10 protein-coding genes are annotated in these 13,021 nt (G+C 68.2%); 1 reads left to right on the top strand and 9 read right to left on the bottom strand.

The genetic code is table 11. The features are described 5' to 3' along the window. Positions 1–57 precede the first annotated feature (57 nt). From AC07WJ_RS06870 to AC07WJ_RS06845, 6 genes are all read right to left on the bottom strand, one after another. Positions 58–1,905 (bottom strand): TRAP transporter large permease, encoded by a 1,848-nt coding sequence (locus AC07WJ_RS06870; protein WP_494933853.1) that lies wholly within the window; start codon positions 1,903–1,905, stop codon positions 58–60. Between the two features lie 258 nt (positions 1,906–2,163). Then, positions 2,164–3,171, bottom strand: a complete 1,008-nt coding sequence (locus AC07WJ_RS06865; RefSeq protein ID WP_494933760.1) for a TRAP transporter substrate-binding protein — start codon at positions 3,169–3,171, stop codon at positions 2,164–2,166. Positions 3,172–3,209: 38 nt separating this feature from the next. Further along, on the bottom strand, positions 3,210–4,934 hold the full coding sequence (locus AC07WJ_RS06860) for a thiamine pyrophosphate-binding protein (RefSeq protein WP_494933759.1): 1,725 nt from the start codon (positions 4,932–4,934) through the stop codon (positions 3,210–3,212). Further along, entirely contained in the window at positions 4,931–5,935 is a 1,005-nt protein-coding gene (locus AC07WJ_RS06855; RefSeq protein WP_494933758.1) for an alpha-ketoacid dehydrogenase subunit beta, read from the bottom strand. The genes AC07WJ_RS06860 and AC07WJ_RS06855 overlap by 4 nt, the downstream gene beginning before the upstream one ends. Continuing rightward, positions 5,935–6,960: a thiamine pyrophosphate-dependent dehydrogenase E1 component subunit alpha gene (locus AC07WJ_RS06850; RefSeq protein WP_494933757.1), complete on the bottom strand. Its 1,026-nt coding sequence runs from the start codon at positions 6,958–6,960 to the stop codon at positions 5,935–5,937. Before AC07WJ_RS06850 ends, AC07WJ_RS06855 begins: the two co-directional genes overlap by 1 nt. 10 nt (positions 6,961–6,970) lie before the next feature. Beyond that, the gene (locus tag AC07WJ_RS06845; protein ID WP_494933756.1) at positions 6,971–7,750 is read right to left on the bottom strand and encodes an IclR family transcriptional regulator; all 780 of its coding nucleotides are present in this window, start codon (positions 7,748–7,750) and stop codon (positions 6,971–6,973) included. 110 nt (positions 7,751–7,860) lie between these two features. Here AC07WJ_RS06845 and AC07WJ_RS06840 point away from each other — a divergent pair, with 110 nt between their 5' ends. Further along, entirely contained in the window at positions 7,861–8,694 is an 834-nt protein-coding gene (locus AC07WJ_RS06840; RefSeq protein WP_494933755.1) for a hypothetical protein, read from the top strand. A gap of 137 nt (positions 8,695–8,831) precedes the next feature. Here AC07WJ_RS06840 and AC07WJ_RS06835 read toward each other — a convergent pair whose 3' ends face one another. Genes AC07WJ_RS06835 through AC07WJ_RS06825 form a run of 3 tightly spaced genes read right to left on the bottom strand, consistent with a single transcriptional unit; the run spans position 8,832 to position 12,846 of the window. Next, entirely contained in the window at positions 8,832–9,698 is an 867-nt protein-coding gene (locus AC07WJ_RS06835) for an amidohydrolase family protein (protein ID WP_494933754.1), read from the bottom strand. Next, the gene (locus AC07WJ_RS06830) at positions 9,695–11,143 is read right to left on the bottom strand and encodes an amidase (RefSeq protein ID WP_494933753.1); all 1,449 of its coding nucleotides are present in this window, start codon (positions 11,141–11,143) and stop codon (positions 9,695–9,697) included. Before AC07WJ_RS06830 ends, AC07WJ_RS06835 begins: the two co-directional genes overlap by 4 nt. Continuing rightward, positions 11,140–12,846, bottom strand: a complete 1,707-nt coding sequence (locus tag AC07WJ_RS06825) for a class I adenylate-forming enzyme family protein (protein ID WP_494933752.1) — start codon at positions 12,844–12,846, stop codon at positions 11,140–11,142. Before AC07WJ_RS06825 ends, AC07WJ_RS06830 begins: the two co-directional genes overlap by 4 nt. Positions 12,847–13,021: the final 175 nt, after the last annotated feature.

Here is a 13,021-nt window from a genome sequence, read left to right as displayed (position 1 = left end):
CGCCGCGCAAATCCCTTCACGGCACCAACGTGCCCTCGCGTGCTGGCGATCGCTCGCTCAGTGCAGGAAGCCGATGGAGATCCATGGCACGGCGGCGACCACGATCAGGCCGACAATGAGGGCGATCATATAGGGCCAGATCGCACGCATGCCTTCCGCCGGATCGACACGACCAATGGCGCAGGCCGCGTAGTAACCGACGCCGAAGGGCGGCGCGAACAGGCCGACACCCATCGCCAGGATCACCACCATGGCATAATGCACCTCGTGGATGCCCAGCAGCTTGGCGATCGGGAACATCAGCGGCCCGAACAGGACGATCGCCGGAATGCCCTCCAGGACCGAGCCGAGGATGATGAAGGCGACGATGGAGGCGGCCATGAAGGTGAAGGCGCCGCCCGGCAGAGCCGTCATCGCCGCCGCAAGCTCGCGCGAGAAGCCCGACTGGGTCAGCGCCCAGGCCATGGACGTCGCGGTGCCGATGATCAGCAGGATCGCCCCCGACAGCGAGGCGGTGGCGACGAGCGCCGGCCACATCCTGGACCAGCCGACCTTCTCGCCGAGCAGCAGCCAGGCAATGGCGCCATAGACCAATGTATAGGCGACGCCGATGGTCGAGACTTCAGTGGCGGTCGCCACCCCTTCGACCACCGCGGCCCGAATCACCACCGGCAGGATCAGGGCCGGCAGGGCGACCAGCAGCGCGCGGCCGGCCTGGCCCCAGCTGGCGCGCTGCACCGCGCTCAGATCCTCATGGCGATAGCGCCACCAGACGACCAGGCACAGCACGATGCCGAGCACCACGCCCGGCAGCATGCCGCCGGTGAACAGCGCCGCGATCGACACACCGGTCACCGAGCCGATGGTGATCAGCACCAGGCTCGGCGGGATCGTCTCGGTCTGGGCGCCGGTGGCCGAGAGCAGAGCGACGAGCTGTCCGGGCTTGGCGCCACGCGCCTTCATCTCGGGGAACAGCACCGGCGCGACGGCGGCCATGTCGGCCGCCTTGGAGCCGGAAATGCCCGACACCAGGTACATCGCGCCGATCAGCACATATTGCAGGCCGCCGCGCACGTGCCCGATCAGGCTCGCCAGGAAATCGACCATGCGCCGTGCCATGCCGGTGATCTCGATGATCAGCCCGAGAAAGACGAAGAGCGGCACCGACAGCAGGATCAGATGGCTCATGCCTTCGTCCATGCGCCCGACCACGACGCTGACCGGCGTGCGCGTGGTCAGCGCCAGGAAGGCAAAGGTGCCGAGGCCGAAGGCGAAGGCAATCGGCACGCCGGTCAAGACGCAGGCGCCCACCAGCACCACGAAGAAGACCAGCAGCTTGTAATTGCCCATGGCCATCAGGAGCGGCTTGGCGGCAAACAGCAAAAGGCCGACCGCGACGATCAGGCCGAGCGCCAGCGCGGCGTCGACGAGCCGCGTGGTGCGGATCATCTGCAGCACCCCGAGCAGGATCATCAGGACGATACCGACCGGCAGGGCCGCGGCGCGCCAGGCATTGGGGATGTCGAGCGCCGGGGTGGTGATCATCATCTCGTCGACCGCATAGTCGATCGAGGGATGCAGGATCAGGCCGAGGAAGCAGATGCCGGCCATCAGCGCAAGCGCCGCCGCGAAAGCCTTGCGGCGTGGCGAGGCACCGTCGACGAAGGCGCCCATGCGCATGTGCTCGACGCGGCGGAAGGCGACGACCGCGCCCAGCATGGCGAGCCACAGGAACAGGATGGAGGCGAGTTCATCCGACCAGGTCAGCGGACTGTGAAAGACGTAGCGGGAGGCGACGCCGCCGAACAGGATGACGATCTCGACCGCGACCAGGATGCCGGCGGCGGTTTCGGCCAGGGCGCCGATGCCGTGCTCGAGCCGGGCGAGCAGCGGGTGGGACCGCAGCGCCCCGGCGCTAACCTCGCCCGTGCCCGCCGGCGATGATTGGACCTGTTCGATCTGCACGGCATCTCTCCCCTCGGTGGACCGCGCACCGTCTGATGCGGCGCTTCGTTTCCGGCCCTGCGCGCATGCGCGCGATCGTCTTGGTTGGAAAAACGGTCGCATCGGCATCTCCGCCGGGCCGGCGGGAGATCATTGACGCGGCCGCATCGTCCTGCATCGTCGGGTGGACCGCGCACGGTCCACCCGCTTGGTCACGCCTCAGGCGATCTTGCCGGTATATTTCTCCAGCACGGCCCAGGCCTCGGCGCCGTATTTGCCCTTCCATTCCGTGAAGAAGCCCGCTCTCTGCAGGCGTTCGCGGAAGGCCGTCTTGTCGACCTCGTGCACCACCATGCCCTTGGCCTCCAGGTCCTTGCGCAGGCTGACATTCAGCTGTTCGAGGTCACGCCGCTGGTCGACGGCCGCCTCGTTCAGGTGTTTGGCCGCGACCGCACGAATGTCCGGCGGCAGGGCTTCCCAGGCGCGGCGGTTGGCGAGGAACCAGTAGCCGTCCCACATGTGGCCGGTGAGCGAGAGGTGCTTCTGGACCTCGAACAGCTTGGTGGTCCAGATCGCGGCCAGCGGATTTTCCTGGCCTTCGGCGATCTTGGTCTGCAGGGCCGAGTACATTTCGGCGGCGCTGATGCTGATCGGCGCCGAACCGAAGCTCTTGAACATCGAGGTCCACAAGGGGCTCACCGGCACCCGGATCTTGTAACCTTCGAGATCCGCCGGCGTCAGGATCGGCCGCGAGCTGGAGGTGATGTGCCGGAAACCATTGTCCCAGATCTTGTCCATCGCGATGATGCCGACCTTGGCGACCGCGGCACGGACATGGGCGCCGAGATCGCCGTCCATCGCTTCCCAGACGCGCTGGTAGTCGGGAAAGGCGAAGCCCATGCCGTTGATCGAGGCGACCGGCACCAGCGTCGAGAGGATCAGCCCGGACAGGGTGAAGAACTCAAGCGCCCCCGAACGCAACTGGCTCAGCATGTCGGGATCGGAACCGAGCTGGTTGTTCGGGAAGATCTGGATGTCGAGCCGGCCGCCGCTATCGGTGCGGATGCGGTCGGCTGCCTGCTTGGCGCGCACGTTGAGCGGATGGTCGAGCGGTACATTGCTCGCATATTTGTAGGAGAATTCCGCCGCCCTGAGCTGGTGGCCGGTCAAAAGCGCCGGGGCAGCCACGGTCCCGGCCAGCATGATGCGTCTCGTCAGGTTCGCCATTGCGTCCTCCCTCTGTCGTCCTCGTGCCGCATCGCCGGTCAGGCGACGCGGTCGCCCTTCTTCACCTGCACGGCGCGATTGTCGGCGGCCGGCAGCATCTTGGCCGGGTCGCGGGTGACCACCACGTCGATCACCACGGGCCCCTTGGTGCGGAAAGCCTTCTCGATGGCCGGCGCCAGCGCGTCCGGCGTCTCGACGCGAATGCCGGTGCAGCCCAGCGCCTCGGCGACCCCGGCATAATTGGTCTCGGCGAGATCGGAGGCGTGATAGGCGCCGGGTCCGTACATCAGGTGCTGCAACGCCTTGACGTAGCCGGAGGCGGCGTTGTTCACCACGATCAGCGCGAAGCTCAGGTTCATCCGTCGCGCGGTTTCGATTTCGCCGAGCATCATGTTGAAGCCGCCGTCGCCGGTGAGGCTGACGATCTTGCGGTCGGGTGCGGCCAATGCCGCCCCCATGGCGCCGGGCAGCCCGTAGCCGATCGACGCGAAGCCCCGGTCCGGTACGAAGCCGCGGCCGGCCTGCTTGGTGTCGTAGAGCAGTCCGCCCCAATGCGCCGCGAAGCCGCCATCGGCGAGCAGGATGCCGTCGGCCGGCATCAGCCGGTTCAGTTCGCCCATCAGGCGGCCCATCGCCACCGGCACCTCTTCCGAGAGATAGCGCTCCCGGGTCGCCTCGCGCCATTCCGCCATGCGCCGGGCGACGTCGTCGCCATAGCCGGCGAGACGCGCCTTGATCGCGCCGGCCTGATCGGCGAGCGCCTCGCCCAGCGCCTCGATGCCCGCGCGGGCATCGCTCCACAGCCTGACCCGCGGATCGACGGTGCGGCCGAACTCCTCGGCGACGATGTCGAGATGCACGATGGCCTTGCCCGCCGGCGGCACGGTGTAGCGCTTGGTGGCGATCTCACCGAGCTTGCAGCCGATGACCAGCAGGAGATCCGCCTCTTCGATCAGCTTGTTGGCGATGCGGTCATAACGGCCGAACAGCCCGGCGCTGAGCGGATCGGTGCAGGCAATGGCGCCCTTGCCGGTCATGGTATGGGCCACCGGCACGCCGAAGCGCCGGGAAAAGGCCGTCAGCGCCTCGGTGGCGCCGCTCAGATGCACGCCGCCGCCGGCCAGCACCAGCGGACGCTCCGCCTTGGCGATCAGGGCCGCGGCCTGCCGCAAGCTCTCGGTGTCCGGCCGGCAGCGCAGCGAGGGCGCCGCCTCGTGGGACGGGTCGGCGTGGAAGTCGTCGTCGTCGAAACCGAAAGTGCCGTGGCAGACATCTTCCGGCACGTCGACCACCACCGGCCCGGGCCGGCCCGTCGTGGCAATGGCGAAGGCGCGCCGCATCAGCTCCGGAATGCGCTCCACCACCTCGACGCGGATGACCTCCTTGCAGGCCGGGCGCAGGATGTCGATCTGGCGTGTCTCCTGGGTCATGTTCTTCCAGGAGTGCAGGCGATGGGTGTCGCCGGTCAGCACGACCATCGGCGTGCCGGCATTGAGTGCCTCGACCAGCCCGGTGACGAGATTGGTCGCGCCGGGTCCGAGCGTCGCATCGGCCAGCCCGACACGGCCGGTGATCTTGGCATAGGCATCGGCGGCGAACACGCCGGCGCGCTCGTCATTGATCAGATGGTGCTGCAGGCCGAGACGGCGGGCAGCATCGTAGAAGGGCAGAAGCTGGAAACCGCCCATGCCGAACATCGGTCCGCCCTTGTGGGCCAGGATCATCCGGGCCAGGGCTTCGCCACCGGTCATTTCGTTCTTCATGCGAGCGCTCCGGCGCGTTGGGTAATGGGTTTCATCATGGAATGGGCGGCAGCGACGATGGCCGCCTCGGTGACGCGCAGGGCGTCCTCGACCGGCGGCGCGTAGCCGACCGGCGCGCGCGGCGCGCCGAGCCGCCGGACCGGCGCCTTGAGATCGGCGCCGTAACGCTCGGCGATGGTCGCGGCGATTTCCGCACCGAAACCGCCGACCGCCACCGCCTCATGGGCGACCAGCAGGCGGCCGGTCTTCTCGACACTCCTGAACACCGCCTCCTTGTCCCACGGCCAGATGGTCCTGAGGTCGATGAGATCGACCGCCACGCCCTGTCCGGAAAGCGCCCGGGCCGCCCGTTCGGCGATATGGACTTGGTTGGACCAGGACACGACCGTGATATCGCCGCCCTCGGTCACCAGCCGCGCCTTGCCGATCGGAACCAGCAGATCGGGATCGTCGGACACCTCGTCCTCGAAACCCCAGAGCGACTTGTGCTCCATGTAGACGACCGGATCGTCGCAGCGGATGGCGGACTTCAGCAGGCCCTTGTTGTCGGCCGGCGTCGCCGGGCAGATCACCACCAGCCCCGGCACATGGGCGTACCAGGCTTCCAGCGACTGCGAATGCTGCGCGGCGGACGAGCGCCACATGCCGGTCGGCTCGCGCACCACCAGCGGCACGCGCGCCTGGCCGCCGAACATGTAGCGGGCCTTGGCGGCCTGGTTGACCAGTTCGTCCATGGCGCAGAGCGCGAAATCCGAAAAGCGCATCTCGACCACCGGCCGCGTGCCCATCATGGCGGCGCCGACGGCGGCGCCCAGGATCGCCGCCTCGGAGATCGGCGCATCGGAAATCCGCTCGGGCCCGAATTTCTCGACCAGCCCGCGATATTGGCCGAAGACGCCGCCCCGCCCGAGATCCTCGCCCAGCGCCCAGACCATGGGGTCGCGATCCATTTCCTCGCTGAGCGCCAGGCGCCCGGCTTCGAGATAGGAGATTTTCGCCATCAGAATGCATCCACCAGCGGAGAACCGACGTCCTGGACGTCCTCGAAAGCGGCCGAAGCCGGCGGGAACGGCGCCGCCTTAGCGCTCGCATAGCCGGCTTCCATTTCAGCCAGCGCGGCCGCGCGGTCGTGATCGAGATCGGCCATGGCGACGCCGGCTGCGATCAGCACCTGGCCGAGCCGCCCGATCGGGTCGTTGCCGCGCTGGGCCTCGACTTCGCCGGCCGGACGATAGGTGGCGGGGTCGGCGCCGGTATGCCCGGTGATGCGATAGGTATGGGCATGCAGGAAGCGCGGGCCGCCGCCGGCCCGGATCGCCGCCACCAGGTCGGCTGCCGCCGCTTCCACCGCCAGGACGTCGTTGCCGTCGACCTCGGTGGCCGGCACGCCCAGGCTGCGGGCGCGCTCGGACAAGCCCGGCCCGGCCGTCATGGTCCGGGTCCGTGTGGTCGCCGCATAGCCGTTGTCCTCGCAGACGAACAGCACCGGCAGCTTGAACACCGCGGCCCAGTTCAGTCCTTCGAGGAAGGGACCGCGATTGGTCGCGCCATCGCCGAAGAAGCAGGCGACGATGCGGTCCTCGCGCTTCAGCTTGATGGCATGGGCGGCGCCCGCCGCGATCACGATATTGGCCGCCACCACGCCATTGGCGCCGAGCATGCCGACACCGAAATCGGCGATATGCATGGAGCCGCCCTTGCCGCCGCAATTGCCGCCGAGCCGGCCGAGCAATTCGTGGAACATCGCCTGGCTGGAGGCGCCCTTGGCCAGTGTGTGGCCATGGCCGCGATGGGTCGACAGCAGCAGGTCGCGCGGCGTCAGATGCGCGAGAACGCCGACGGCGACCGCCTCCTGGCCAATCGAGGGATGGATCGCGCCCAGCACCACCTTGTCGTCGAGCCCGCGCATCGCGACCTCCTCCAGCGCGCGGATGCGATGCATCAGCAGGTGGTGGCCGCGCAGCCGCGCGACGTCGAGATTGGTTCGGGGATGCGGCGTGAAATCCGGTGAGCCTTGCTGGGTCATGTCTGTCGTCTCACGTTCCTGTCGCCGGCAAGGGCGACGCCAAATCGGCTTCGAGCCTGTGCGCCTCGGCCTGCAGCAGCCGGACGATCTCGGCGATGCGCCCCTCGCTCATGCGGTCCTTGATGGCCGCCAGGCTGAGCGCGACGAAGGGCCGGCCGTCGGGGTCGCGGGCGACCACGCCCAGCGCGCACATGCCCGGCACGATGCGGCCTTCGTTCAGCGCGTAGCCATCCTTGCGGGTGCGCGCGACCAGGGCCTGCAGGGAGTCCCGGTCGAAAGCCTGGAAGTCCCTGAGCCAGTTCTCGTTCTGCCTGAGGATCGCGTCGATCTCGCCATCCGACATCGCGGCCAGCAGCGCCAGGCTGCCGGCGCCGACGCCGAGCGGCCGCCGGTCGCGCACGTCGAGGGTGAGCGTCCGGATCGGATAGGTGCCGACCGCACGGGCGACGCAGACGGCGGCCAGCCCCTCGCGGACCGAGGCGAAGACGGTGTCGCCGGTCTCGTCGGCGATGCGGCGCAGGATCGGCTGGACCAGGCCGGCCGAGTGGTGACGCAGCGCCGCGCCGCCGAGCGCCACGGCGCGCGCGCCGAGCCGGTAATTGCGTTCGGGGAACTGCTGAAAGGCATAACCGACGCTGACCAGCGCGCCGAGCAACCGGTGCACGGTCGCCTTGCTCAGGCCCGTCGCCACCGTCATGTCGGTCACGCTGACGCCCTCATCCCCGCCGGTCGACAGGACATGAAGGATCGCTGCAACGCGATCGACGGTCTTGACCGTCAAATCTTGCACTATGCTCGCCTTGAACGTTTCCCGGAGCGGGCGCTTCAGCGCCTCTGTTCCATTTTCCTATCGTTCGATAGGATCATTTCGGAACAAAAGAAACAAGAGGGGAAAACACGATGGTGCAGGAGACACCCTTCGGCGGCGCAAACCAACCAGCGCCGGTGATCGCGCCGACCATGACGAAACTGCCGGATTGCCAGGGCCTGGTCGTCGTCACCGGTTCCCATGGCGGCGCCTATTGCGGCCAGCTCGCGGTTGCGGCAGGCGTCAGGGCGGCGATCTTCCACGATGCCGGCATCGGCCTCGACGAGGCCGGCGTCGAAGCGCTGGCGATCCTCGACCGTCTCGGCATCGCGGCGGCGGCCGTTTCGCATCTGACCAGCCGGATCGGCGACACCGACGACATGATGGCGCGCGGCGTGCTGAGCCGGGCCAATGCCGCCGCGGCCGCGCTCGGCGTCACCCCTGGCCGCACCTGCGCCGAGGCTGCCACCCTGCTGGCGCGGGCGCCCTACCGTCGCGCGCACCTGGAAAAGTCCAAGGAAGCGCGCAGCGTCTGGCGGCCGGACGGCGCCCGGCGGCCGATCACCATCATCGATTCCGCCGCGCTGGTCGACGCGGCGGCCGATCGAGGTGCGGTCATCGTCACCGGCTCGCATGGCGGCCTGGTCGGCGGCGATCCGGCGATGGCATTGCGTGCCGAGGGGGTGGCCGCGGCCTTCAACGATGCCGGCATCGGCATCGACCGCGCCGGTCTCGGCCGGCTCGCGGCCCTCGACGCCCGCGGCATCGCGGCGATCGCCATCGCCGCCGCCAGCGCGCGCATCGGCAATGGCCAATCCACCCTCGACGGCGTCATTTCCGCCGTCAACGCGACGGCCAAGGCGCGCGGCGCCCGCGAAGGGCAGCGCGCCAAGGATATTGTCCTCGCCTGGGCGATGGCCGACTGACGTCTTTGGATCGGGCGAGGTTCATCGCCGATGGCCCGCGCGCCGCTTCGGCTCGAACGCGCCGGCCGGCAAGACCCTCGGCGGTGTAAACCGGGTCGACGTCCCGCGGCCGATATCGACGGCCGCGGATCGCCGCGTCAGGAGGCCGGCGCCGGCGGCAGCCGCAGAAACCGGCGCGCATTCTCGTAGAGCCAGAGATGGCGAACGTCGTCGCCGATCGGCAGCGCCTTGATCTCCTCGATCGCCCGGCCGATGGGCCCCAGCGGATAGGCGCTTCCGAAGATGATCCGGTCCTTCAGGATGGTGCGGCCATATTGCAGCAGCGGCTCATAACCCGACCCGGCGACCTCGAGATATTTCGGCCGCACCGCGACGAGGCCGATGCTGACATTGGCATGGCGCCAGGCCACGCCGATCAGTTCGTGGACCCAGGGAAATCCCGGTGGCGAGGCGCAGACGCGCAGCTCCGGAAAATCGACCATGACCTCGTCGAGCAGCGAGGGATGGCCATAGCGCATCAGCGTGGAGGTGGCGAAATTGATCGAGCAGTGAATGTTCACGGGAATGTCCAGCTCGATGCACTTGGCATAAAGCGGATACATGCGCCGGTCGTTGATCGCCATCTTGTGCTCGAAGCACTGAAGGTTCAGCCCGCGCAGGCCGAGATTGCGGACGGCGTGGTCGAGTTCGCGCACCGCCGTCATGCCTTTGTTCGGGTCGACGCCGGCAAAGCCGATGAAGCGCGGGCCCTGCGTCTCGCAGAATTCGGCGACGTCCTCGTTGCGGATGCGCCAGCCATAGGTCGTCTCGAGATCGCGCGCCTTGACGCAGATATGGCTGACCCCGGCCTTGTCATATTCGGCGAGATAGCCGCCGAGATCGCCCTGCAGCGCCTCCGCAGCACTTTCGCTGCTGGAATAGACCTGACGATAACGGGCGAGATGCTGCGCGCCCTTCGGCCCGAAGCCCGGCACCGGCGGCCGGCTGCCATAGTCGATGATCATGATGGCTGTCCTTTGCCGGCAAGCGGGGCCCAATGCCCGGCCCAGGGCTGCAATGTTTCGAGCGCCGCCGAGACGGCCAGCAGGCGCGCCTCGTCATGCCAGCGGCCGACGACCTGCAGGCCGATCGGCAGGCCGCCCGACGACAGGCCGCAGGGGATCGAAATGGCCGGATGGCCGCTGGCATTGTACGGAATGGTGTAGGGATACCAGGCATCCCGGAGCGGACCATGGTCGACACCATCGACGACCAGCGGCTCGTCCGACGCCTGGCCCGCCGGCAGCGCCGGAGAAGCCACCGTCGGCGTGATGAAGATGTCGGCGCCCTCGAACAGCCGCTCGACCTCGCGGAAAATGTCGGTGCGGGCGCGGGCGGCCGCGGCGAGGCGGGGATAGGTCTGCGTCTCCGGCTGGGGCGTCAGGCCGAGGCGCGCCGTACGGTCCATGCGCCCACCGAATTCATCCAGCAACGAACCGAAGCGGGCATGCTGATAGGCCCGCATCAGGATGAGCGCTGAGGCCGTGTCGACGGCGAAACCGGCGGGCATCGCGACTTGCTCCGCGCCGGCGGCGATGAGCCGGTCGACGGCCGCGCCGACCGCCGCCTCGATATCCGGATCGACCCAGCGGTTTTGCATTCTCGGCGCATAGCGCAGACGCAGGCCGCGCAGCGCCGCCAGCGGGTCCTCGGAAAGCACGACCGGCGCGGACGAGCCGCCATGCGACCAGGGATCGCGTGGGTCCGGCCCCTTCATGACGTTGAACATCATGGCGACGTCGGCGACCGTGCGGCCCATCTGCCCGATACAGGTCAGCGAGCCGAAGAGATCGGTGGTCGTTTCATGCGGCACCGCGCTCCATGTCGGTTTCAGGCCGACAACGCCGCAGCAGGAGGCCGGGATGCGGCCCGACCCCGCGCCATCGGTCGAGACATGCAGTGACCCGAACCCCATGGCAGCCGCGATCGCGGCGCCGCCGCTCGACCCGCCGCAGCTGAATTCCGGGTTCCAGGGATTGCGGCTGACGCCCTGGCGCGGGCTGTCGGTCAGCACCTTGTGGCCGAATTCCGGGGTGGTGGACTTCGCGAAGGGAATGGCTCCGGCCCGGCGCAACCGATCGATGGCCAGCGCATCGTCACCGCTGATCTGGCCGGCGAAAGCTTCCGAGGCATATTCGAGCGGCATGTCCTTGACGGCCAGCAGGTCCTTGACGCTGAACGGGATGCCGTGGAGCGGCCCTGGCGCCTTTCCGGCCGCCAGGTCGCGATCGGCCTCGCGGGCCGCGGTCAGCGCCGCCTCGGCATCGAGATGGGAGAAGGCGTTGACCGGGCCGTTGCGCGCCGCGACCTGGTCGAGCACGGCTCGCATCAGCGTCTCGGCCTTCAGGGCACCCGCCCTCAGGTCGGGCAGCAGGTCCGCCGCGCTACGGCTCCAGAGAGGTTCGCTCATCGCCAAATTCCTTCGACCCGGTCAAATGCCCCGATCCGCAGATCGCCCTGGCCGGCGGTCAGCACGGTCTTGGCGACTTTCTGCGAAGCCGTACGCGGGATCTCGTCAACGAAGGCGATGTAGCGCGGGATCTTGAAGGCGGCGAGATTGGCCTCGCAATGCCGCATGATCCGCTCGATCAAGGCCTGGTTCCCGGCGGTTCCCGCGGCGGGAAGGACATAGGCCTTGACCTCCTCGCCGCGCCGGTCGTCGGGCACGGCGACGACCGCCACCTCCTCGAGTTCGTCCATGTTGCGCAGCACGGTCTCGACTTCGCGTGCGGCGATATTCTCGCCGGCGCGCCGCACCATCTCCTTCAGCCGGCCGACAATGTAGAAATAGCCCTGCTCGTCCTGGCGAAACAGGTCACCGGTGCGGAACCAGTCGCCGAAGAAACTGTCCCGGTTGGCTTCCGGCCGGTTGTAATAGCCGAGCATGAGGCCGGGTCCGCGCAGCACCAGTTCGCCGATCTCGCCGCGCGGCACATCCTGGCCGTTCTCGTCGACGATCCGCGCCTCGCGGAACGGCGAAGCGATGCCGCAGGAGCCGGATCCGACCATGTGGAGCGCATCGAGCGGCATATAGAGCCCCGGCCCGACCTCGGTCATGCCGAAGGCCTCCATGGCCGGCGCATTGAAACGCTTGCGCAGCGCGGCATTGATCTCCTTGCGGTGGCCGTAGATGTTGGCCCGCCTGAGCTCGGTCTTGCCGTCGTCGGGGCTTTCCGGTTGCTTGAACACGATCTCCGGAAACAGGCAGAAATTGATCCGGTGCTCACGCAGCCACGCGGCGAAGCGGCTGGCGCTCTGGCGCCTGGCGACCATCAAGGTGCCGCGCTGGTAGAAGCACAGCAGCAGCAGCCATTGCGGATCCATGTAGAAGAACGGCGTCGACGCCAGCACGCGGTGGAACCGCTGGGCATCCCTGAAGCCGTTGACGAAGGCCGCGCCCAGCCAATAGCGGTGCGTCAGCATGCAGCCCTTCGGGAAGCCGGTGGTTCCCGAGGTGTATTGAATGTTCATCAGGTCGCCCTGCCCGGGCTCTGCGCCGTCATAGCGGGCATCGGCGGCGACCGAGGCGAGCAGTTGATCGATGGTCGTCGCTTCCGCCGGCAAGAGGCTCGGCGTTCCGGCCTCGCCGGCCATCCGGATCACCCGGTTCCGCGCCGGGAACCGGCCGGCTTCCGCCAGCGCGACGGCCTCCTGCCACTGGCTGCCGCATTCGTCGTGGATGACCAGGACCTCGGCCTGGGCATCGCCCAGCACATAGGCGAGCTCGCGGCCGGTATAACGCAGGTTCACCGGCACCATGACGGCGCCGATCCGGGCCAGGGCGAGCCAGGTCGTCGGCATTTGCGGACAGTTCGGCAGCATCACGCCGACCCGCATGCCGCGGCCGACCCCGAATGTCGCGAGCGCCGCCGCCATGCGATCGACCGCGCGATCCAGAGCGCCATAAGTGATCGTCTCGCCGGTCTCGAAGAAGTTCCAGGCGAGCGCCTCCGGCGTTTCCGCCGCCGCCTCCCGAAGCAGCGCGCCGATATTGCGCGGGAAGCTGAAGGCCTCCATCTCGCGATGCCGGTCGGCCACGCTCAGGGCCGCCAGACGGGCCAGATAGGCATCGGCCCAGACGGGCTGCGTAGTCTCGATAGGCTCTTGGGTCATGTGATTTCCAAAGGCGATCTGCGTTCGAACAAGCTCTGAAGTTATGAACAGTGACGGCGGCGCGAGGTGATCTCCCCGCCTATCCGCGGTCGGCCTTCGGCCTCAGAAATTTGCGGCGATATCTTGCCTTCAATGGCCTGCCGGGTGCCTGAAGGGCTGTTGCGGGCCGGAGTAT

It is taken from the genome of Phreatobacter sp. GW821-FHT04C01 (assembly GCF_059420385.1).
This window is presented reverse-complemented; position numbering and strand designations above follow the sequence as displayed.